Origin of the sequence: Leifsonia tongyongensis (genome assembly GCF_010686705.1) — a bacterium.
GTDB lineage: Bacteria > Actinomycetota > Actinomycetes > Actinomycetales > Microbacteriaceae > Diaminobutyricibacter > Diaminobutyricibacter tongyongensis.
The window spans coordinates 131,804-153,478 of record NZ_JAAGWY010000001.1 but is presented as its reverse complement, the minus strand read 5'-3'; the positions used below and the strand labels follow the sequence as shown (position 1 = coordinate 153,478).

Genomic DNA, 21,675 nt, shown 5'->3' with positions numbered 1-21,675 from the left:
AAGCAATGAAGAGAAAGCTTGTTGGCCTCGCCGCTGTGGCAACAGCTTCCGCTCTCGTGCTCGCAGGATGCTCCGCCGCTCCCGGAGGCGCACCGAGCACGGACGGCAAGGGCAAGACCGTCACGCTGTGGCTCGTCGGAGGTGACACCCCGGACACCCTTCGCACCTACCTCAAGGACGAATTCAAGAAGGAGACCGGCGCGACCCTCAACATCCAGCAGCAGGACTGGAGCGACATCGTCACCAAGCTGACCACGTCGCTTCCGGACGCGAACAACACCCCTGACGTGACCGAGATGGGCAACACGCAGTCCCCGACGTTCACCAACGTCGGTGCGTTCCTCGACATCTCCGACATGTACAAGGAGCTGGGTGGATCCCACCTGCTGAAGTCGTTCGTCGACGCGGGCAAAGCCGGCGGCAAGAACTACACGTTGCCGTACTACTTCGGTTCGCGCTACGCGTTCTACCGCAAGGACGTCTGGTCCGCTGCCGGCGTCACGGTGCCGACCACGCTCGACGAGTTCAACCAGGACGTCGCCACCATCGCGCAGAAGAACCCGAAGGCCATCAAGGACTTCTCGGGCTTCTACCTGGGTGGCCAGGACTGGCGCGACGGCATCTCGTGGATCTTCGCCAACGGCGGAGACATCGCGACCGAGAAGGGCGGCAAGTGGACTGCCACCCTCGAATCGGACAAGTCGCTCAAGGGGCTCCAGCAGCTGCAGGACCTGTACAAGAACGCATCCAAGGCGCCGAACGACGCCAAGGACAGCAACCAGTACATCTACCTGAACGACAACGACGTGAGCACCAACGCTGACAACAGCACCACGAAGACGTCGCTCTCGGCTGCCACCATCATGGCTCCGGGCTGGGCTCACTGGTCCATCGGTGACGCCTCCACCAAGGACGGCAAGACCGTTCGCACGTGGAACGACAACACCTTCGGAACCTTCGTGCTCCCGGGCAACGACGGCAAGCCGGCTCCGGTCTTCGCCGGTGGCTCCAACATCGGTATCTCGGCCAAGAGCAAGAACCCCGGCCTCGCCAAGACCCTCCTGAAGATCATCTTCTCCAAGACCTACCAGGAGATGCTCGGCAAGAACGGTCTCGGACCGGCGAACGACCAGTACGTCGACTCGCTCGGTACCGACCAATTCGCGAAGGCGCTCATCGCGTCGGCGTCCAACTCCAAGCTGACCCCCGCCGCACCCGGCTGGGCAGCAGTCGAGGCGGGCAACGTGATGGAGGAATTCTTCTCCAAGATCCGCGACGCGTCCGACCTGAAGGCCCTGGCGCAGGAGTACGACGCCAAGATCACCCCGATGCTGAACAAGTAGTAACCCCCTCAGTAAGTTTGGGAGCGCGGGCCCGACCGCGCTCCCAAACCCTGAAACAACACGAAACACCTGGAAGGAGGACAGACGTGACAACACAGAACGCCGTGACCGGCAAGGCCGTCCGGCCCCAGTCGACGCCGCGCCGCCGCAAGCGAAGCCTCACCGCATACTGGCTGCTGATCCCCTCCGTCGCGATCCTCGTGCTCGCCCTCGGGTATCCGCTCGTCTGGCAGCTCGTCACCTCGACCCAAAGCTTCGGCCTGGCCCAGCAGTTCGGTCAGCCCGCCCCATTCGTCTGGTTCAAGAACTACATCACGCTGTTCTCGGATCCCTACACCTGGGTCGTCGTGGCCCGCTCGATCGCGTTCTGCCTGGTGACCGCATCCGTCACCGTCGTGATCGGCGTGCTCCTGGCCCTGCTGATGAGCGCCGTCAACACCGTTGTGCGGATCATCATCCAGATCAGCCTGCTGCTCGCGTGGGCCATGCCCGTCGTCGCGGCGATGACCGTCTGGAACTGGCTGTTCGACTGGCGCCGCGGAGTCATCAACTGGCTTCTGACCGCTGCCGGCTTCGACTTCACCAACCACAACTGGCTTCAGGACCCTCTGTCGTTCTTCTTCGTCGCGATGGTCATCATCGTGTGGGCGAGCGTGCCATTCGTCGCCTTCTCCGTCTACGCCGGGCTGACGCAGGTGTCGAGCGAGGTGCTCGAGGCGGCCCAGATGGATGGCGCACGCGGATTCCAGCGGTTCCGTTTCATCATCCTGCCGATGATCCGGCCGGTGCTCGGGATCGTGCTTCTCCTGCAGATCATCTGGGACCTGAGGGTGTTCACCCAGATCAAGCTGCTGCAGGACAAGGGCTCCATCGCCAGCGAGACCAACCTGCTCGGCACCTACATCTACCAACTCGGCGTCGGTTCGAGCGACTTCGCGATGGCGAGCGCCGTGTCGATCTTCGTTCTCGCGCTCACCATCGCCCTCAGCTGGTTCTACGTGCGGAACCTGCTCAAGGAGGACAAGTCATGACCTCGTCAGCATCGACGATCGAGGCGCCCAGCGCCCCGATCCTGGAAGTCGGTAGCAAACACAGCCGCCGCTCAGGATCTCGCCGGTTCAAGCCGTCGCGAATCATTCTGGCCATCGTGGGCGTCCTCGTCTCCCTGGTCTGGCTCTTCCCGGTCTACTGGATGGTGAACTCGTCCCTGCTGTCGAACGTCGTGCTGCAGAACACCACGCCGCAGTTCCTCCCGTTCGGCGGCAACCTCGACAACTTCGGTGCGGTCTTCTCCGGTGGCACGTTCTTCCCGGCGCTCGGCATGAGCCTCGCGGTCGCCCTGATCACCGTCGTCTTCTGCCTGTTCTTCGCCTTCCTGGCAGCACTCGCGATCAGCCGGTTCAAGTTCCGCGGCCGCACGTCGTTCGTGCTCGCGGTGCTCCTCATCCAGATGCTTCCGGCCGAAGGTCTCTTCATCGCCCAGTACAAGATGATGAGCAGCCTGAACCTCTTGAACACGGTCGTCGGCGTGAGCATCCTGTACATCGCGGCGGTCGTGCCGTTCACGATCTGGATGCTGCGCGGATTCGTCGCCGGCATCCCGGCCGACCTCGAAGAGGCCGCGATGGTGGATGGACTGAGCCGAACCCAGGCGTTCCTGCGCATCACGTTCCCGCTCCTCGCCCCCGGGCTCGTCGCCTCCGGTGTCTACGCATTCCTCCAGGCGTGGAACGAATTCACGGTCGCGCTCGTCATCCTGCCGGACAACGCCAGCCAGACGCTCCCGCTCTGGCTCCGCGGGTTCATCCAGCAGAGCAGCAGCCACGCGATCGACTGGGGCCAGGTCATGGCCGCATCCACCCTCGTCGCCGTGCCGGTCATCATCTTCTTCCTGATCGTTCAGGGCCGGATGACCAGCGGGCTCGTCAGCGGGGCGGTGAAGGGGTGAACGGGTCGTCCGTTGCCGAATCGACCTCGACCCCAGTCTCTCCCGAACGAACCGACCGACTCCGACGGCAGGTCGCTGCGACGCTGCTGCCCGGATTCGTGGGGACGACGCTGCCCGAATGGCTGGCTGATCGCCTCCGTGGCGGGCTCGCCGGGGTCTGCATCTTCGGCCAGAACATCGCGTCGCGGGCGCAGCTGCGCACCCTCGCCGACGCGATCTACGAAGCCAACCCGAACGCGATCATCGCGATCGACGAAGAGGGCGGCGACGTCACCCGGCTCTACTACAGCTCGGGCTCGCCGTACCCGGGCAACGCTGTGCTCGGTCGCCTCGACGACCTGTCGTACACGGAATTCGTGGGGCGTCTGGTCGGCTGGGAGCTGCGGCTCGCCGGCTGCAACCTGAACTTCGCGCCGGATGTCGACATCAACTCGAACGCGGACAACCCTGTCATCGGGGTGCGCAGCTTCGGGTCGACCCCCGAGGTCGTCGCCGAGCACGGTGCCGCCTGGACGCGCGGCCTGCAGTCGACGGGCGTTGCCGTCTGCGCGAAACATTTTCCCGGTCACGGGGACACGGCGCAGGATTCGCACCTCGCGATGCCCGTGGTCGACCTGACCCTCGACGAACTGCGGCAGCGCGAACTGAAGCCGTTCGAAGCCGTCATCGCGGCCGGCGCACGCGCGATCATGACGTCGCACATCCTGCTCCCGCAGATCGATCCGGAGAGCCCTGCCACGATGAGCGCTCGCGTGCTCCAGGGTCTCCTGCGCGAGGAACTCGGGTTCGAGGGAGTCATCGTCAGCGATGCCCTCGACATGAAGGGAGCGAGCGGCGAGGTCGGCATCCCGGAGGCCGCTGTGCTCGCTCTCGCCGCGGGCTGCGACCTCCTGTGCATCGGGACGGAGAACACGGATGCGCAGCTTGCGGACATCGAGGCGCGCATCCTCGACGCGATCGGTTCGCAGCGACTCGACGCTGCACGCGTCACCCAAGCATCCGGCCGGGTGCTCGGGCTCGCCGCCCAGCTGGCGGCGGAGCGGGCGGAGATCGCTATCCCGGACTATGTGACCGCAGAAGACGAACCACGGCTCGAGCTCGCGCGCGCCATCGCAGCGTTCGACGTGTCCGACACGGCGAAGAAGTGGGTGCGCACCAATTCGGGGCGATGCTCGGTCGTCCGCATCGACACGGAGGCAAACATTGCGATCGGAGTCGCGCCGTGGGGACCGTTCGCCGAAGTCGACACGGACCTCGAGTCGCCCGCGGCCGTGATGTTCGCGGCCAACCCGCTCGTGGTGTTCACGGAAGGCGACGATCCCGAGCTGGTCCTCGCGGCCCAGTCGCCGGTGCTCGTGATCGGCAGGGACAACCATCGCCACGCGTTCGCGCGGGAGGCCATCGACCGGCTGCGGGCGGAACGCGACTCCGTGCTCGTCGTCGACATGGGGTGGCCCTCCGACGACCGGCGCTATGCCGACATCGCCACCTTCGGTGCCTCCCGACTGATCGGCCGGGCCCTCCTGCGCTATCTGACCGGATCAGGGTCGTGAGACTCGGGATCGACATCGGTGGGACGAAGACGGATGCGGTCGCCATCGACGACGGCGGCCTGCTGACCCAGCGCATCCGCCTCGCCACCGGGTTCGGGTCGTCCGCCGTGGTGGAGACCGCAGTGAGCGCCGTCGCGCGGATCGCGGAGCTGACCGGCGTGAGCGCCGGGGGATTCGACTCGATCGGCATCGGCATCCCGGGTCTCGTCGACAGCTCGTCCGGTCGCGTGCGCCACGCGGTGAACCTCGGGTTCGACGGGCTCGAACTCGGCGGGGAGCTCGCAGGACGACTCGGAGTGGGTGTTCGCGTCGAGAACGACGTGAAAGCGGCCTCGCTCGGCGCCTACCACCTGATGGGCCTCACAGGCTCGATGGCGTACCTGAACCTGGGAACCGGTCTTGCCGCCGGCATCGTCGTCGACGGTCTACTGTGGCGCGGTGCCCGGGGGATCGCTGGCGAGATCGGGCACATACCCGTCGATCCGAACGGCGTGCTCTGCGCCTGCGGTCAGCGCGGGTGCCTGGAGACGGTCGCCTCGGGTTCGGGAGTGGCCCGCCAGTGGCGCACCGACGATCCGCTCCCCGTCCGATCGCTGTTCGCAGCAGCGGCAGACGGCGACCCCGAGGCGAAAGCGATCAAGGCTAGGCTGGCTGCTGGCATCGCATCTGCGGTGCGGGTCCTGGTGCTCACGGCCGACGTCGAGTCGGTCGTCATCGGGGGCGGCCTCAGCCACCTCGGCGATCGGCTGCTCTCCGACGTGCACGACGTCCTCGAGTCGTGGGGCGAGGCGTCGCCGTTCCTGGCGTCGCTCGAGCTTCCCGGCAGGGTTCGGCTGGTCCCGGAAGGTTTCCCCGCCGCCGCCGTCGGCGCGGCCCTGGTTGGAGTGGTGTGAGTGGCTGAAGTCGTCGTCGTCGAAGACCAGGATGCGGCGGGTGAGCTCGCCGCGGACAGCATCGTGGCGCTCATCCGGTCGGTTCCCGATGCGGTTCTGGGGCTGGCGACCGGGTCGACCCCGCTCGCTCTCTACCGTGCCCTTGCGACCAAGATCGCCTCGACGGGGCTCGACGTGTCCCGCGTGCGCGGGTTCGCGCTCGACGAATACGTGGGGCTCCCGGCCGGGCATCCCGAGAGCTACCGTTCCGTCATCACCCGCGAGGTCGTCGAGCCGCTCGGTCTCGACCCGGAGCGCATCCACGTGCCGAACGGCTCACTCGAGGGGATCGAGCACGCCGGCGCCGACTACGAGAAGGCGATCGCGGCGGCCGGGGGCGTCGACGTGCAGATCCTCGGGATCGGCACGGACGGGCACCTCGGCTTCAACGAGCCCGGCTCGTCGTTCGCGTCGCTCACCAGGGTGAAGACCCTCACCGAGCAGACGCGGAATGACAACGCGCGCTTCTTCGACTCGGCAGACGACGTGCCGGTGCACTGCATCACGCAGGGCCTCGGGACGATCCTCCGGGCGCGTCACCTGATCCTGCTCGCCTTCGGCGAAGGCAAGGCGGAGGCGGTGGCCGGTGCCGTCGAGGGCCCGGTGTCGACGAGCAACCCGGGTTCGGCGATCCAGCTGCACCCGCACACGACGGTCCTGGTCGATGCGGCTGCCGCCTCGGGCCTGCGCAATCTCGACTACTACCGCTACGCCTGGCAGAACAAGCCCGCCTGGCAGCGCCTCTGAGCCCTGTCGGCCACAGGAAAGGGCATCCCACCTGGCGCGGCTGGGGTGCCCTTTCCTGTGCTCGGCGTCGCTGTGATCCGTGTTTCTGTGCTCGGCGTCGAAGCCCGTGGGCTAGAGGGCGGCGCCGGCCGCCCAGACGCGTCGCACGGCCCACTCGTGGTCGAGCAGCACCGCGTCGGCGGCATAGCCCGTGTGCAGGCGCCCGAAGCGGTGGTCGAGACCCAGGGCGCGTGCCGGTGTGTGCGTGAGGGCTTCGACCGCGACACGCGGATCGAGCCCGACGAGCGTGACGGCGTTGCGCAGCGCGACATCGAGGGTGAGCGTGGAGCCGGCGATCGTCGAGGTGCCCGAGAGCACGGCGAGCCCGTTGGCGACGGTCACGTTGAGCGAGCCGAGCCGGTAGTTGCCGTCGGCCGCGCCCGCCGCCGCCATGGCATCGGTGATGAGCGCGACGCGGCCCGGCGCCGCTGTGAACACCAGCTCGGCGACACGCGGATGCACGTGCAGCCCGTCCAGGATCAGCTCGAGTGTGATGTTCTCGTCTTCGAAGGCCGCGATGATGGGCCCCGGGTTGCGATGGTGGATGCCGTTCATGGCATTGAACGTGTGGGTCAGGATGCGCGCCCCGACATCGAACGCGCGCTTCGCCTGCTCGTAGTCGGCGGCCGTGTGGCCGATGGACACCACCACGCCGGCTTCGAGGAGAACGCCGATCGATTCGAGCGCGTTGGGCAGCTCGGGCGCGATCGTGAACTGGCGAAGCGTGCCGCGCGCGGCGCCGACGAGCTCTTCGAGCATCTCGGGACCGGGGTCGCGCAGGAAGGCCGCATCGTGGGCGCCGCGGCGCTCGACGGCCAGGAACGGACCTTCGAGATGCGAGCCGAGCACGAGGGGATCGATCTCGGTGAGGTCGGCGACGACGGAAAGGCTTTCGCGCAGCTGTGCCAGTGGATTGGCGACATGGCTGACCAGCGACCGGGTCGTGCCGTGGGCGCGATGCGTGGCGAGGCCTTCGAGGATCTCCTCCGGCCCGTCGTCGAACGGATGTCCTCCGCCACCGTGGCAATGGAGGTCGATGAATCCCGGCGTGAGCCAGTGACCGCCCGCGTCGACGACGTCGGCGCCCTCGGCGTGGGTGCGCCAGCCGGCCCCCTTGCCGGTCACGGCGATGCGGTCGCCGTCGGTGAGCATCCAGAAGTCGTCGACGAGTCCGTCGGTGTCGAGCTTGCGTGCGCTGTGGATCAGCTGCGGCAGGCCATCGAGCAGGCTCATGCGAACTCCTTGCGACCGTTGACGATGCCGCTCACTGTAGCGACGACGGCGAACACGCCTGCGACGATGGGCTGGCCGAGGCTCCACCAGGCGAGGGCGGCGCTCGCCATCACGACGATCTCGACGACGGCACGGCCGAACGGGTCGATCGAGAACACGGCTTTCGGCGACCGGAACAGCGCCCACAGCACGATTGCGAGCGCGGGAGCCAGGATGCCGACCACGATGTTCCACGGGAGCGGCCACGCGGCGAAGCCCCAGAATGCGAGGGAGAAGACGGCGAACAGTTCCAGGAGGAACCGCAGGACGTCGTTGGGGCTGATCTTCACGTCTGGGCGCACGTCACTCACGCGCCCCATTGTACGGCGAGCGTGCCGATTCCCGACGGGGCATGTACGGGCAGTTCAGCGGAAGATGATGGTGCGGGCCCCGTCGAGGAGCACCCGCGATTCGGCGAACCATTTGACGGCCTGGGTGAGTGTTCGACTCTCTTCGTCCTGGCCGATGGCCACGAGCTCCGCGACGCTGCGCGAATGGTCGACGCGCACCACGTTCTGTTCGATGATGGGCCCCTCGTCGAGGTCGCTCGTCACGAAATGCGCCGTCGCGCCGATGAGCTTGACGCCGCGGGCGTGCGCCTGGCGGTACGGGTTGGCCCCCTTGAAGCCGGGCAGGAACGAGTGGTGGATGTTGATGGCGCGGCCCGCGAGCTTCTCGCACAGCTGCGGCGAGATGATCTGCATGTAGCGGGCGAGCACGACGAGTTCGATGTCGTGCTCCTCGACGGCCTCGAGGATGCGCACCTCGAAGTCGTCCTTGCCGGCAGGGTCCGTCACCGGGAGCGATTCGAAGGGAACGCCGTAGAAGCCCGCGAGGTCGCGCAAGGTGCCGTGGTTCGAGAGGACGAGGGGGATGTCGACCGGCAGCTGGCCGGCGCGCTGGCGGAAGAGCAGGTCGTTGAGGCAATGCGCGGCGGTCGAGACGAGGACCAGGGTGCGCAGCGGGCGACCCACGTTGTCGAGGTGGGCGGTCATCCCGTAGCTCTCGACGACGGGAGCGAGAGCCTGCTCGAACTCCTCACGGGTCGCATCCGACTCGACCTGCAGCCGCATGAAGAACCGTCCCGTGTCGAGACTCGCGAACTGCTGGCTCTCGGTGATGTTGCCCCTGGCGGTGACGATGGCCCCGCTGATCGCGTGCACGATGCCGGGGCGGTCGGCGCAGATGAGGGTCAGCACCCAGTGGTTGGGCACCGGAGCGGTGGTCGCAGACGGAGAACTCACCCGCTCAGGGTACCGGCTTTGCCCGCCTCCGCTCTCGATCCGGGGCGCGTACGGCAATATGATCACGTTCATCGGGACACGCGCGTGTTCCGGCACAGCGGGAGAGGTGAGACGATCATGACCGCACTGGATGAGGGCCGGCCTGACTCGGCGGGAGCGACCCCGGGTTTCGCCATCGAACTCAACGGGCTCAATACGATCCACGAGAGCGAACGCAAGGGGCGTCCCCGCGATCTCTTCTGGCCGTGGTTCGCAGCGAATGTGTCGGTGTTCGGGCTGAGCTACGGTTCGTTCCTGCTCGGCTTCGGCATCTCCTTCTGGCAGGCGACGATCGTCGGCGTGGTCGGGATCGTCATCTCGTTCCTGCTCTGCGGGTTCATCGCGCTCGCCGGGAAGCGCGGCTCTGCGCCGACGATGGTGCTCAGCCGTGCGGTCTTCGGCGTGAACGGCAACCGGCTGCCGTCGATACTCTCGTGGCTGCTCACGGTCGGGTGGGAGACGGTGCTGACGGCGCTCGCCGTACTCGCGACGGCGACCGTGTTCACCCAGCTCGGCTGGGCGGGTGGCGTCGCGACGAAAGTGGTGGCGCTCATCGTCGTCGCGGCCCTCATCATCGCCGGAGGCGTGATCGGGTTCAACCTGATCATGCGGATGCAGATGGTGATCACCATCGTGACCGGCGTGCTGACCGTCGTCTACATCGTCCTGGTGCTCGGCGACATGCACCTCGATAAGGTGGCCGCGATTCCGGCAGGGGACGCGCCGCACGTCATCGGCGGATTCGTGTTCATCCTCACCGGCTTCGGCCTCGGCTGGGTGAACGCCGCAGCCGACTATTCGCGCTACCTCCCGCGCAATGCGAGGAGTTCCGGCGTGGTCGGCTGGACGACATTCGGTTCGTCGCTCGCTCCGGTCATCCTGCTGATCTTCGGAATCCTGCTCGCCGGATCGTCCAAAGAGCTCAGCACCGCGATCGGGCAGGATCCGATCGGCGCGCTCGCGTCCATCCTCCCCATCTGGTTCCTCGTTCCGTTCGTGATCGTCGCGGTCCTCGGTCTCGTGGGCGGCGCGGTGCTCGACATCTACTCGTCGGGGCTCGCGCTCCTCAGCGCGGGTGTGCGCGTGCCGCGCTTCGTCGCGGCGGGTATCGACGGTGTGCTTATGACCCTCGGCGCGATCTATGTCGTGTTCGTCGCGACGGACTTCATCGGCCCCTTCCAGGGATTCCTCATCACGCTCGGCGTGCCGATCGCGGCCTGGTGCGGTGCGTTCATCGCCGACATCAGCCTGCGCAGGCGCGACTACGCCGAGAAGGAGTTGTACGACAGCCGCGGGCGGTACGGGAGTGTCCGCTGGCTGCCGATCTCGCTCGTCGTGATCGGTACGGTCCTCGGCTGGGGGCTGGTGACGAACACCTACGCGAACTGGCTGGGCTGGCAGGGCTACCTCCTCGGGCCTCTCGGGCTGGGCGGCAAGGAGGGCGACTGGGCGTTCGCTAACCTCGGTGTGCTGGTCGCACTGCTGGTGGGCTATCTGGGCATCGTGATCTTCGGCCGCCGAACGATACGACACCAGGAGGAGCTCCCGACGGCGACGGATCCCGGCACGTCCGGAGTCGCGGCAGCGCCGGATGCCGCACGGGCGTCGGCGGTCGACGGCGCATGAGCGCGGCGCGCGGCCCGCGGGAGCCCTGGCTGGCCGTCATCGATATGCAGCGCATCTTCGGCGAGCCGGAGAGCGGCTGGTTCACGCCGCGCTTCGCCGACGCCGCCGCCGGGATCGAACAGCTCGCGCCTGCGTTCGGACGGCGGGTCGTGCATACGCGCTTCGTTGCTCCGGCGACACCGGAGGACGCCTGGATCCCGTACTACGACCTGTGGCCCTTCGCCCTGGTGCCGCCGGACGACCCTCTCTACGACCTCGTGCCGAGCCCCAGCGTGGCGGACCACCCGGTCGTCTCGGCGACGACGTTCGGCAAGTGGGGCCCCGAGCTCGACCGAGCGATCGGGGGCAGCCGCGAGCTGGTGCTCGCCGGGGTGTCGACCGATTGCTGCGTCCTTTCCACGGCCCTTGCGGCGGCGGATGCAGGGGTCCATGTCCGTGTCGCCGCCGACGCGTGCGCGGGGCTCTCCGACGCCGACCACCAGCGCGCACTGGATGCGATGGCACTCTACGCGCCGCTGGTCGAGATCACGGACGTCGCAACCGTCGTGGCCTCGCTCTCGGGGGCGCCCGGGTGACCAGCGCCCAGGATCGAGCCGAAGGAGCGCTCTTCGGGCTGGCCATCGGCGACGCCCTCGGGATGCCGACCCAGCAGCTCTCCAGACAGGCGGTCGCCCAGCGATGGGGCGCGGTCACGACGTTCGAGGCGCCTGACTCCGCGCATCCGCTCGCTCACGGCCTGCGGGCAGGCTCGGTCACGGACGACACCGAGCTGGCGCTCCTGCTCGCGCGGCACCTGATCGCGCGGCACGGCATCGTCGACCCCCGGCGGTTCGCCGGCGAACTGGTCGAGTGGGAGCGCGGAATGCGAGAGCGCGGCTCGCACGACCTGCTCGGTCCGTCGACGAAGGCGGCCGTCGAGGCCGTGCTGGCAGGCACGCCCGTGACCGAGTCGGGGCGGTTCGGGTCGACGAACGGCGCCGCAATGCGGATCGCGGCGGTGGGCATCGCGAACGACTTCGACAGCATCCCGAGACTGGTCGACGCGGTGGTGGCCGCCAGTGCTGTGACTCACAACACTGGCGTTGCGATTGCTGGCGCGTCGGCGGTGGCCGCAGCGATCAGTGCGGGGATCGACGGAGCGACGTTCGCCCAGGCAGCCGACGTCGCCGTCGATGCCGCCCGGGAGGGCGCCTTGCGCGGGCATTGGGTTGCCGCAGGCGACGTCGCCAGGCGCATCGGCGTAGCGCTCGAGCTCGCCGGCACAGACGACATCGCCCGGGGTGAGCGGGACCTGTACGAGGTGATCGGCACGTCGCTCGCTACGCAGGAGTCCGTGCCGGCGGCGTTCGGACTGCTCGGCCTGCACGACGGCGACCCGTGGCTCGCCTGTCTGACGGCGGCGTCGCTGGGAGGAGACTCGGACACGATCGGCGCGATGGCCGGAGCGATCGGGGGAGCGGTGCGCGGTGTCGAGGGGTTTCCCCGCCATACCCGCCAGACCGTGCTCGAGGTCAACGGTTTCGGTCCCACCGAGTTCCGCGACCTGGCCGCGGCGCTACTCGCACTGAGATGACCCGCATGTTCTCGCGGCTCATCAGCGTCGGGAACGTCGTGGTCGACATTCTCGCTGCGATTCCCGCCCTTCCCGGGCCGGGAGGGGATGTCGTGGCGACCAGCTCGGGCCTCGCGGCAGGCGGGAGTTTCAACGTTCTGGCGGCGGCGCAGCGTCAAGGCCTCGCGAGCGCGTACGGCGGCGCTCACGGCTCGGGACCGTTCGGCGAGCTGGTGCGGGCATCCCTCGCCCGCGAGGGAATCGACGTCCTGCTTCCGCCCGTCGACGCTGTGGACACCGGGTGGGATGTCGCGCTGACGGCCGCGGACGGGGAGCGCACCTTCATCACCGCCGTCGGCGCCGAGGCGCTTCTCGCCCCCGCGATGCTCGACGCGATCGACGTCGCCGCTTCGGATGCCGTCCACGTCTCCGGCTACGGTCTGTTGCGTGAGCCGAACCGGTCGGCCATCACCGGGTGGCTGGCCGCCCTTCCGCCGGCGTGCGTCGTCCTGTTCGACCCGGGGCCACTCGGCGACCGGATCGAACCGGATGCGCTCGCAGCGGTGCGGGCACGGGCCGACTGGTGGAGCGGCAACGAAGCCGAGGCGCTGGCGGCAGCCGGCCTTAGCAGGGCACACGAGAGTGCCGACCCGGCGGACGCTGCCCGGATGCTCGCAGCGGCGGCCCCCTCTCGACGGGGCGGCGCCGTGGTGCGGCTGGGGGAATCCGGCTGTCTCCTCGCCGTGGGCGACGGATCCGTCGAGCGCATCGGGGGGTTCGAGGTGACCGCTGTCGACACGAACGGGGCAGGGGATGCGCACATCGGCGCCTTTCTCGCGGCCCTTGCGCAGGGTTCGGCACCCGCATCCGCCGCACGCCGTGCGAACGCCTCCGCGGCCCTCGCGGTGAGCCGGCGAGGCCCGGCCACGTCGCCGACCGCGAGCGACGTCGATGCGTTCCTGTCGGCGCATCCGCTAAACTAGACGACGGTCGGCGATTCTCGTCCGGCCCTGGGCGCGCACATCGGCGCGCAGTCGACCCGCACCGGCGAACTGCACACGCAGCGCCGCATCGAGCGGGGAACGCCATTCGTGAGCCAGTAACGTCATGTCTGTCACCGAAAAAACACCGTCCAGAACCTCCGCAGCCTTCCCCTGGGTGGGTCTCATCGTGCTCGCCGGGGCCGTCTTCCTCTCGGTCACAAGCGAGATGATGCCGACCGGCCTGCTTCCCGACATGAGCGCATCCCTCGGGGTGTCAGAGGCGCAGATCGGGCTTCTCGTCACCGTCTTCGCGTTCACGGTCGTCGCGACGAGCACCCCGCTCAGCGCCCTCACCCGCAAGCTGCCTCGGCACGGCATGATCGTGGGCATCCTCCTGGTGCTCGCGATCAGCAACGCACTGACCGCGATCGCGCCGAACTACGGGTTCGTCGTGGGATCCCGGATCCTCGGCGGTATCGCGCACGGGATGTTCTGGGCCGTCGTCGGCGCCTATGCCGGCCACCTCGTTCCCAAAGACCAGATCGGCCGGGCCGTCTCGATCACGCTCGGGGGCGGCACCCTGGCGTTCGTCTTCGGCGTGCCGCTCGGCACCTTCGCCGGGCACGCGTTCGGCTGGCGGCTGTCATTCGGCATCCTCGCCGGGCTCATGGTCGTCGGCGCCCTGCTGGTGTGGAAGTTCCTGCCCGCGGTGGAACGCGACGAGGTCGTCGCACACAAGCGCGTGCGCGGCTCGGAGCGAAAGCCCCGCGACCGGACCATCCCGGCCGTCGTCATGGTGTGCGCCATCGCTGCCGTGACCATGATCGGGCACTACAGCTTCTATACCTTCGTCGTGCCGTTCATGACCGATGTGATGGGGGTCCCGGCCGGCAACGTCAGTGCTCTGCTGTTCGCCTACGGAATCGCCGGCGCCGTCGGGCTTGTGCTCGCCGGGTCGGTCCTCGGGCCACGACCGCAGGCGGGCCTCGTCATGGCGATCATCGTCACCGCACTGTCGGTCACGGTGCTCTCGATCTTCGCGGGCCAGCCGATCGTCGCGATCGGCGCGTTCGTGCTCTGGGGCCTGGCCTTCGGCACGCTGCCGCCGCTTCTGCAGACCCGGCTGCTCCACACCTCGTCGCCCAGCTTCCGCGACACCGCAAGCGCTCTCTACACGACGGCGTTCAACATCGGTATCGGCGGTGGCGCCCTCGTCGGGGCGTGGATCTTCGACCTTGGCGGTGTGACGGAGCTTCCGCTGGTCTACGTGGGCATCCTGGTCGTGTCGTTCGCGCTCGTGCTGGCGGTCGGGCGGATGACGCGCCCGTCGGACCACACCGCGAGCACGGCGAAGGTGTCGTCCAGCAGCACGGCATCTGCCGCGTAACCCGGAGCGAGCCGGCCGAGGTCGTTCCCGCGGCCGATGGCACGTGCCGGCGTCTCCGTCAGCGCACGGACCGCCGTACCCACATCGATGCCCACCTCGACGACCGCGCGTCGCAATGCGTCGTCGAGGGTCAGGGTCGAGCCGGCGATCGAATCCCCGACGGTGAGCCGTGCGACGCCGTCACGCACCGTCACGGCCAGCCCCCCGAGCAGGTAGTCGCCGTCGGTCGAGCCGGCTGCCGCCATGGCGTCGGAGATCAGGGCGACCCGGCCCGGGGCGCCGGCGAAAGTGAGCCGCACGACCTCTGGATGCACGTGGATGCCGTCATTGATGAGCTCGATGGTGACGCCCGGCGTGCGCGTTGCCGCGGCGACAGGGCCGGGCGCGCGATGATGGATGCCGTCCATGCCGTTGAAGGCATGCGTCAGGATGCTCGCCCCTGCGTCGAATGCGGCCAGCGTCTGCGCGTAGTCCGCCCCGGTGTGGCCGACGGCGACCGCGACGCCGGCCTCGGTGAACCGGCGCACCGCATCCATGCCGCCTTCGCGCTCCGGCGCGAGCGTGATCTGTTTGAGTGACCCGCCCGCAGCGGCCAGGAGCCGATCGACAGCATCGCGCCCGGCATTCACCAGCAGCGCCGGATCGTGTGCGCCCTTGTGGCCCGGGTCGAGGAAGGGGCCCTCCAGGTGGCTGCCGATGACCCGCGGGTCGGTTCGGGCGAGCGCGGCGACAGCGGCGAGTTCGCTCTCGAGCGTCGCGATGGATGCGGTGACCAGCGAGAGTACGAAGCGCGTTGTCCCGTGGGCGCTGTGCAGCGCCAGCGCTGTGCGGATCGCGTCGGGTCCGTCATCGAAGGATGCGCCGCCGCCGCCGTGGCCGTGGATGTCGACGAATCCCGGGGTGAGCCACCCGCCGGCGGCATCGACCACGGCGATCGACCCCGGATGCGCATCCGCCACGACCGCACGCCAGGAGTCACCGAAGCCCGTTGCCGCGATCGACGAACCGCCGAAAAGCACCCAGCCCTCCTCGACCACGGCTCCGTCGGTGACAAGGCGCGCCGAATGGATCAGCGTCGAACGGTCGTCCATCATGCGACGATCACGTCGAAGCCGTGCTCGGCGAACGCGTCCAACTGTTCGTCGGTGATCCCGCTGTCGGTGATGAGCGTGTTCAGCAGCCGGCGCCCGCCCAAGGTCGCGAACGCCGTGCGCCCGATCTTGCTGGAGTCCGCGACGATCACGGCGCGCGTCGCCCGTCGCGCCATCAGCGAATTCACACTGGCCTCTCCCTCGTCGTGCACGGTCGGCCCCACGACGGGGTCGATACCGTTCACGCCGATGAACGCGATGTCCATCGTGATCTTCTCGAGCACGACGTCGCTGTACGGCCCGACGAGCTCATACGACCGCGAATGGATGACACCCCCGGTGACGACCGTCTTGATCTGGGGCCGCATCACCAGCTGGGCCGCGATGTTGATCGCGTTGGTGACGACGGTCAGGTTCGGGTGCGGGGACGGCTCCATGAGGTCGGCGCGAGACCCGAGCACGCTCGCGACAGCCGTGCTCGTCGTTCCGCCGCAGAGGCCGACCACCGCGCCGCGGGCCACGAGAGCGCTCGCAGCCTGCGCGATCCGCAGCTTCTCCGGGGCGTGCTGCTCGCGCTTGTACCGGAGGGGGAGGTCGTAGGCCACCGACTGGCCGATCGCACCGCCGCGCGTGCGGGTGAGGAGCTGCTGGCTGGCGAGGGTGTCCAGGTCGCGTCGCGCGGTCGCGGCAGAGACATCGAGTTTCGTGATGATGTCGTCCACTTCGACCTGCCCGGTCTCGGCGAGAAGGTCGAGCACGGCATTCAGACGGTCGGCCCGGTTCACGCTGTGGCTCCCTGGAGCGTTCCGGCGTGCGGGCCGGACGAGAAGACGGTGATGAGGCGCGCCGCCTCGGCGGCGAGCGCGTCGCGCCCCGCACCGATGTACCTGCGCGAGTCGACGACGTCGGGATGCGCGGCCAGGTACGCGCGCACCGCGCTGGTGAAGAAGCCGTTGAGGTGCGTGGAGACGTTGATCTTGGTCATGCCGGCGCGGATCGCCTGGAGGATCGTCTCATCCGCGACGCCGGAGGACCCGTGCAAGACGAGAGGGACCTGCACGCTCGCATGGATGCGTGAGACGAGATCGAGATCGATCGAGGCGGTCCGCGCGGTCATCGCGTGCGACGATCCGACGGCGACGGCGAGAGCGTCGACGCCGGTCTCGTCGACGAAGCGGCGGGCCTCGAACGGGTCGGTGCGCACCCCGGGAGCGTGCGCGCCGTCCTTGCCGCCGATGGCGCCCAGCTCGGCTTCGACGAAAGCGTCGTTCACGTGCGCGTACTCGACCACGCGCACCGTGGCGGCGACGTTCGACTCGTAGTCGAGCGCCGAGCCGTCGAACATGACGGACCCGAAACCGAGGTCGACAGCCAGGCGGGCCAGGTTCTCATCCTCAGCGTGGTCGAGGTGGACGGCGACGTGGGCGGACGACCCGTGCGCCGCGGCCAGCGCAGCCCGTGCGATCGGTTCGAGGCCGCCGTGATACGTCACGCAGTTCTGAGAGATCTGGAGAATAACCGGGGCGTTCGCCTGTTCTGCAGCGCTCACCAGCGCTTCGGCCGTCTCGAGGTGGATGACGTTGAACGCGCCGATGCCCGTGCGCCTGGCCGCTGCGGCGAGGACGAGCTCTTTGGTGGGGACGAGAGGCATGGGACTCCTGGAAGGTGACGGGTCAAGCGGGCGAGAGGACGAGCCTGCGCTCGAGTTCGGCGAAACCGGGGGCGAGTTCGCCGGCAAGTGGAGCGAGGACGGCCGCAGCCGACCAGGCGACAGCGCGGGACAGCATGGCGGCAGGATCGCGTTCGCCCTCGACCAGGCAACTCGCGATGGCGGCGACGGCAGCGTCACCCGCTCCTGTCGCGTTGCCACGGAGAGGGGAGTCGAGCCGGGCGCGGAGCGGGCGCGACGGGTCGGAGGCGCTGAGGGCGAGCATCCCCTTCTCGCCGAGGGAGACGAAGACCAGACCTGCGCCCAGACCGATGAGCTGGGCTGCGCCGTCGAGTGGGTCGCTCTCGCCGGTGGTCTCGGCGAGCTCGCGCCGGTTCGGCTTCAGGACGTGCGCGCCGGCCCTGGCAGCGAGGACGAGACCGGGACCGCTCGTGTCGATGATGCTCGGGATGCCGCGATCGCGGGCGACCGCAACCAGCGAAGCGTAGAAGCCCTCCGGCGCGTCAGTCGGCAGACTGCCGGAGGCGACCAGGCACTGGGCCGGGATGCTCAGCCGGTCAGCCGCTTCGCCGAGATGCTCCCACTCCTCCACGGTGAGGGGGCGGCCCGCCTCGTTCAGCATCGTCGTGCTCGCATCCGCCTCGTCGACGATCGCGATGCTCGTGCGCGTCTCGGCCGCCACAGGGACGAGTTCGTGGGGGAGTCCGCTCGCGAGGAGGTCGGCCGCGAAGCGGGAACCCGTCGCGCCTCCCGCGGTGGCGAGGACCAGGGCGTGGCCGCCGGTCTGGGTCACGACCCGCGCGACGTTGACGCCTTTGCCGCCGGCGCGCGTCACGGGGGCGTCGACGCGGTGGCTCTCTCCGACCTCGAGCTCGGAGACCCGGTAGGTGACGTCGAGTGCCGGGTTCGGGGTGACGGTGAGGATCATGTGGTCAGCTCCCTGGAGGCGATGAGGTCGCGGGCACGTAGCGCGGCGCCGATGACACCTGCGTCCTCGCCGATGGTGGCCCGGAGAAGCTGCGGGCGCCGGTGAAAGGTCAGGATGTCGTCCAGCCGGCGCGCGAGCGGCTCGAACAGTGCCGGCCCCGCCTGCGACAGGCCCCCGGCGATCACGATCGCCTCCGGAGCGAGCAGTGCGACGGTGTGCGAGAGGTCGAGCGCGAGGGCGTCGAGCGCGGTCTCCCACACCCATACTGCATCCGGATCGCCCGCCTGGGCACGCGACAGCACCTCCTTCGCGCCGGCGACGGAAGCCCCGGTGCGGGCGTTGTACCGGCGCGCGATCGCCGAGGCGGAGGCGACGGCTTCGAGGCACCCGATCCCACCGCAGGCGCACGCCGGACCGTCGGCGACCCGGGAATGCCCCATCTCGCCGGCCATTCCGCCGCCGGTGTAGAGCGTGCCGCCGATGAAGATCGCCCCCGCGACGCCGGTGCCGATCGCCATGACGACGACATCGGAGAATCCTGCTGCGGCGCCCAGGCGGTACTCCGCCTCACCCGCACCGCGGACGTCGTGGCTGAAGACCACGGGAAGGTCGATCAGCGATTCGAGGCGGTCGCGGAAAGGCACATTCCGCCAATGGAGATTCTCGGACAGGATTCCGACGCCGCTCTCGTCGTCGACATGGCCGGGGACGAGGAGACCCGCTGCCACTGGAACGACCTCGGGGTGCTCCAGGGCGAAGCGTTCGGCCGTCCCGGCGACGGCCGCGAGGACGGCATCGGCGGTCCGTTCGCCGTCGTGGGGCGTCCGGATGCGCTCCAGCGCGGAGATCGTGCCGGAGCCGTCGACGAGCGCGGCCTTCATGTCGGTGCCGCCGACGTCGAACGCGAGAACAGCGCTGCCCGGCCCGAGCACTGCGCTGCCGGGCGCGAGGGGGCCGCTGATCCGGAGCGGGGCGGGGGATGACGGATCGTTCACGAGTCGAGTATGACGGAGCGCGTCAGGTTGCGAGGGGTGTCGGGATCGAGGCCGAAGGCGCGACCCCGTTCGAGGGCGACGCGCTGGGCGCGGATCAGGTCGGCCATGCCGTCGATGGCGCGGTGCTCGAAGTGGGCGCCCGTCGCCGCGATCTCGTCGTACAGGCCAACGGGTGGTGTCCCGAACACCCAGGCGACACGGCCGGGAGCAGCGATCGCGATCGGGCCGTGGCGGTACTCCTTCGCCGGGTACGACTCCGTCCACGACTGGCTGGCCTCCCGCAGCTTGAGGGCCGCCTCGTGTGCGATGCCCACGGTCCAGCCCGTTCCGAGGAACGAATACTGGTCGGCGATGAGGAGGAGTTCGTCGAGCTCGGCCGAGACCGCATAGGCGGCGTCGACGATCGCGGCGTCGAGGTTCTCGCCGAGGGATGCGCGCAGCAGGGCGAGGGCGGTCGTGGCGAAGCGGGTCTGGACCACCGAGACTTCGTCGGCGAAGGGGAGGGTGATCACGTCGTCGACGAGGTCGACGAGGGGAGTTCGCGGGTCGCCCACCAGCCCGATGGCCCGGGTGGTGCCACGGACGCCGTCGACGAGTTCGAGGACCTCGGTGGTGGCGCCGGAGCGGGTGATGGCTACGACGGCGTCGTAGCCGCGATCGACGAAAGCCTCGGAGGCGGCGAACGCATCCGTGACGCCGTGCCCAGCCGATTCGCGCAGGGCGGCGTACGACTGCGCCATGAACCAGGAGGTTCCGCAGCCGATGACGGCGACCCGTTCGCCGCGCGCGGGCAGGAGGGACTGCTCGGTGCGGAGGTCGGCGGCGCGGGCCCAGGTGTCGGGCTGGGAGCTCAGCTCCGCCTCCATGTGTGCGCCTGGCGGATGCGGATCGACGTGATGGGTTGCTTCCGTCATGCGTCGGCCCCTTTCCGATGGTGCTGGTGTTTCAATGATTGCAAATGATCGTTAGGTCTGTCTAGTAATCATAATAACTCGTTTGGTCTCATCCCTTTTGTGCTCGGCGCGCGCGCCGAGGGCGCGGAGGGAATACTTGAGGCATGGGACTTCGGGACGTGTTCGTACCGGAGCGCACGGACACCGCTGCGACGAGGCGGATCGGCATCGCCGGTCGCTCCTATCCGTGGTGGGTGGTCGTGCTCGGCGTCTACGTCGCGTCGCGTGCCGTCACGACACTCTTCATGGCCACTCTCTTCGTGGTGGCGACCGCCGAGCACTGGACGTTCGCAAGCCCGCGCAGCAACCCCGACTTCTTCACCTTCTCCGGATCGTGGGACGCCTCCTACTACAAGCAGATCGCCACGCAGGGGTATCCGACCTCGATCCCGACCGACACCGACGGCAACGTCGAACAGAACGCGTGGGCGTTCCTCCCGCTCTACCCCCTGATCGCCCGCGGCGTGATGGCGGTCACCGGGCTCGGGTTCTACCCGGCCGGCGTGATCGTCGCCGTCGCATTCGGCGCCGTGGCCGCCCTCGTGCTCTACCGGTTGGTCGCATCGCGGGTCGGGGCGACCTCGGGGCTGTGGGCGACCATCCTGTTCTGCTTCGGCCCGCTCTCGTTCGTGCTCCAGATCGCGTACGCCGAGAGCCTGTTCTTCGCCCTGATGTTCGCCAGCCTCTGGGCGGCTATGGCACGACGATACTGGCTGGTCATCCCGTTCGGTGTCGCGGCGGCGTTCACGAAGCCGGGGGCGCTCGCGATACCCCTGATGCTGGCGATCGTCTTTCTCGTGAGGATCGTTCGCCGGCGGCGCTCGGGTGACGCCGAACCGTTCCCTCGCCGGGAGCGTGCGGCGCTGGTGGTGGCCGGCGTGTCCACGGCCGTGGCCGGCCTGGCGTGGCCGCTCATCGCATCCGCCGTCACCGGCTTCCCCGGCGCCTATCTGCAGACCGAGCTGTCCTGGTGGACAGGATTCGTGGGGCGCGTGGCGTTCATCCCCCTCACTCCGTGGTTCCTGCTCACCGTGAAGTACGCGAGCGTCTTCGGAGCTTTGCTGGTGTTCTCGGTGATCGTGGCGTTCGTATGGATGCTGACCCGCCCATCCGTTCGCGCGCTCGGCACCGAGGTCGTCGCCTACGCCGCCAGCCTCGGTCTCTATCTGTTCGCGGTGTTCCTCCCGCAGCAGAGTCTCTTCCGCCTGCTGCTGCCGCTCTCGCCGTTGCTCGGCGCCCCGGCGCTCACCCATTCGCGCCGGGCGCGGAGCATCGTGTTCGGCGTCGGGATCGCACTGCAGCCCGTAGCGATCGTCTTGCTCTGGTTCCTCGGCTACCCCTGAGATTTGCCACCGCTGGCGCGATTGTGCAGAA

Annotated in this window: 20 protein-coding genes and 1 pseudogene; 12 read left to right on the top strand and 9 right to left on the bottom strand. The window is 68.7% G+C overall.

Annotated features, from left to right (window positions below):
- Positions 1 to 5: 5 nt before the first annotated feature.
- The 6 genes from G3T36_RS00825 (at position 6) to G3T36_RS00800 (ending at position 6,523) form a co-directional block, all read left to right on the top strand.
- The gene (locus G3T36_RS00825) at positions 6 to 1,343 is read left to right on the top strand and encodes an extracellular solute-binding protein (protein WP_163287538.1); all 1,338 of its coding nucleotides are present in this window, start codon (positions 6 to 8) and stop codon (positions 1,341 to 1,343) included.
- 86 nt (positions 1,344 to 1,429) lie between these two features.
- Entirely contained in the window at positions 1,430 to 2,374 is a 945-nt protein-coding gene (locus tag G3T36_RS00820; RefSeq protein WP_163287537.1) for an ABC transporter permease subunit, read from the top strand.
- Entirely contained in the window at positions 2,371 to 3,291 is a 921-nt protein-coding gene (locus G3T36_RS00815; protein ID WP_163287536.1) for a carbohydrate ABC transporter permease, read from the top strand. Before G3T36_RS00820 ends, G3T36_RS00815 begins: the two co-directional genes overlap by 4 nt.
- The gene (nagZ, locus tag G3T36_RS00810; RefSeq protein ID WP_163287535.1) at positions 3,288 to 4,844 is read left to right on the top strand and encodes a beta-N-acetylhexosaminidase; all 1,557 of its coding nucleotides are present in this window, start codon (positions 3,288 to 3,290) and stop codon (positions 4,842 to 4,844) included. Before G3T36_RS00815 ends, nagZ begins: the two co-directional genes overlap by 4 nt.
- The gene (locus G3T36_RS00805) at positions 4,841 to 5,737 is read left to right on the top strand and encodes an ROK family protein (RefSeq protein WP_163287534.1); all 897 of its coding nucleotides are present in this window, start codon (positions 4,841 to 4,843) and stop codon (positions 5,735 to 5,737) included. The genes nagZ and G3T36_RS00805 overlap by 4 nt, the downstream gene beginning before the upstream one ends.
- Positions 5,738 to 6,523 (top strand): glucosamine-6-phosphate deaminase, encoded by a 786-nt coding sequence (locus tag G3T36_RS00800; RefSeq protein WP_163287533.1) that lies wholly within the window; start codon positions 5,738 to 5,740, stop codon positions 6,521 to 6,523. It begins immediately after the preceding gene.
- A gap of 111 nt (positions 6,524 to 6,634) precedes the next feature.
- Here the strand turns inward: G3T36_RS00800 and nagA (G3T36_RS00795) are convergent, their stop codons facing one another.
- Genes nagA (G3T36_RS00795) through purU form a run of 3 tightly spaced genes read right to left on the bottom strand, consistent with a single transcriptional unit; the run spans position 6,635 to position 9,078 of the window.
- Positions 6,635 to 7,795, bottom strand: a complete 1,161-nt coding sequence (gene nagA, locus G3T36_RS00795) for an N-acetylglucosamine-6-phosphate deacetylase (protein ID WP_163287532.1) — start codon at positions 7,793 to 7,795, stop codon at positions 6,635 to 6,637.
- Positions 7,792 to 8,154, bottom strand: a complete 363-nt coding sequence (locus G3T36_RS00790; RefSeq protein ID WP_163287531.1) for a YrdB family protein — start codon at positions 8,152 to 8,154, stop codon at positions 7,792 to 7,794. Before G3T36_RS00790 ends, nagA (G3T36_RS00795) begins: the two co-directional genes overlap by 4 nt.
- A gap of 45 nt (positions 8,155 to 8,199) precedes the next feature.
- Positions 8,200 to 9,078 carry a formyltetrahydrofolate deformylase gene (purU, locus tag G3T36_RS00785; protein ID WP_338031408.1) on the bottom strand — a complete coding sequence of 293 codons (879 nt, stop codon included), beginning with the start codon at positions 9,076 to 9,078 and terminating at the stop codon, positions 8,200 to 8,202.
- A gap of 117 nt (positions 9,079 to 9,195) precedes the next feature.
- Between purU and G3T36_RS00780 the strand changes: the two genes are divergently transcribed.
- The 5 genes and pseudogenes from G3T36_RS00780 to G3T36_RS00760 all read left to right on the top strand — a co-directional run.
- A complete protein-coding gene (locus G3T36_RS00780) occupies positions 9,196 to 10,743 on the top strand; it encodes a purine-cytosine permease family protein (RefSeq protein ID WP_163287529.1) in 1,548 nt (515 codons plus the stop codon).
- Positions 10,740 to 11,318, top strand: coding sequence for a cysteine hydrolase family protein (locus G3T36_RS00775; protein WP_205244977.1), 579 nt, complete (start codon positions 10,740 to 10,742; stop codon positions 11,316 to 11,318). The genes G3T36_RS00780 and G3T36_RS00775 overlap by 4 nt, the downstream gene beginning before the upstream one ends.
- Positions 11,315 to 12,316 (top strand): ADP-ribosylglycohydrolase family protein, encoded by a 1,002-nt coding sequence (locus G3T36_RS00770; protein WP_205244976.1) that lies wholly within the window; start codon positions 11,315 to 11,317, stop codon positions 12,314 to 12,316. Before G3T36_RS00775 ends, G3T36_RS00770 begins: the two co-directional genes overlap by 4 nt.
- Positions 12,313 to 13,278, top strand: a complete 966-nt coding sequence (locus tag G3T36_RS00765; protein WP_240148213.1) for a PfkB family carbohydrate kinase — start codon at positions 12,313 to 12,315, stop codon at positions 13,276 to 13,278. Before G3T36_RS00770 ends, G3T36_RS00765 begins: the two co-directional genes overlap by 4 nt.
- Positions 13,279 to 13,402: 124 nt before the next feature.
- A pseudogene (locus G3T36_RS00760) lies at positions 13,403 to 14,554 on the top strand (MFS transporter); the annotation flags it as partial.
- Here the strand turns inward: G3T36_RS00760 and nagA (G3T36_RS00755) are convergent.
- Genes nagA (G3T36_RS00755) through G3T36_RS00730 form a run of 6 tightly spaced genes read right to left on the bottom strand, consistent with a single transcriptional unit; the run spans position 14,542 to position 20,262 of the window.
- On the bottom strand, positions 14,542 to 15,756 hold the full coding sequence (nagA, locus tag G3T36_RS00755) for an N-acetylglucosamine-6-phosphate deacetylase (RefSeq protein WP_163287528.1): 1,215 nt from the start codon (positions 15,754 to 15,756) through the stop codon (positions 14,542 to 14,544). The pseudogene G3T36_RS00760 and the gene nagA (G3T36_RS00755) overlap by 13 nt on opposite strands.
- Entirely contained in the window at positions 15,756 to 16,541 is a 786-nt protein-coding gene (locus G3T36_RS00750; RefSeq protein WP_163287527.1) for a DeoR family transcriptional regulator, read from the bottom strand. Before G3T36_RS00750 ends, nagA (G3T36_RS00755) begins: the two co-directional genes overlap by 1 nt.
- Entirely contained in the window at positions 16,538 to 17,407 is an 870-nt protein-coding gene (locus tag G3T36_RS00745; RefSeq protein ID WP_163287526.1) for a class II fructose-bisphosphate aldolase, read from the bottom strand. The genes G3T36_RS00750 and G3T36_RS00745 overlap by 4 nt, the downstream gene beginning before the upstream one ends.
- A gap of 22 nt (positions 17,408 to 17,429) precedes the next feature.
- The gene (locus G3T36_RS00740) at positions 17,430 to 18,353 is read right to left on the bottom strand and encodes a 1-phosphofructokinase family hexose kinase (RefSeq protein ID WP_163287525.1); all 924 of its coding nucleotides are present in this window, start codon (positions 18,351 to 18,353) and stop codon (positions 17,430 to 17,432) included.
- Positions 18,350 to 19,348 carry an ROK family protein gene (locus G3T36_RS00735; protein ID WP_338031407.1) on the bottom strand — a complete coding sequence of 333 codons (999 nt, stop codon included), beginning with the start codon at positions 19,346 to 19,348 and terminating at the stop codon, positions 18,350 to 18,352. Before G3T36_RS00735 ends, G3T36_RS00740 begins: the two co-directional genes overlap by 4 nt.
- Positions 19,345 to 20,262 carry an SIS domain-containing protein gene (locus G3T36_RS00730; RefSeq protein ID WP_163287524.1) on the bottom strand — a complete coding sequence of 306 codons (918 nt, stop codon included), beginning with the start codon at positions 20,260 to 20,262 and terminating at the stop codon, positions 19,345 to 19,347. Before G3T36_RS00730 ends, G3T36_RS00735 begins: the two co-directional genes overlap by 4 nt.
- 143 nt (positions 20,263 to 20,405) lie before the next feature.
- Between G3T36_RS00730 and G3T36_RS00725 the strand changes: the two genes are divergently transcribed.
- The gene (locus G3T36_RS00725) at positions 20,406 to 21,644 is read left to right on the top strand and encodes a class-II aminoacyl-tRNA synthetase family protein (protein ID WP_163287523.1); all 1,239 of its coding nucleotides are present in this window, start codon (positions 20,406 to 20,408) and stop codon (positions 21,642 to 21,644) included.
- Positions 21,645 to 21,675 lie beyond the last annotated feature (31 nt).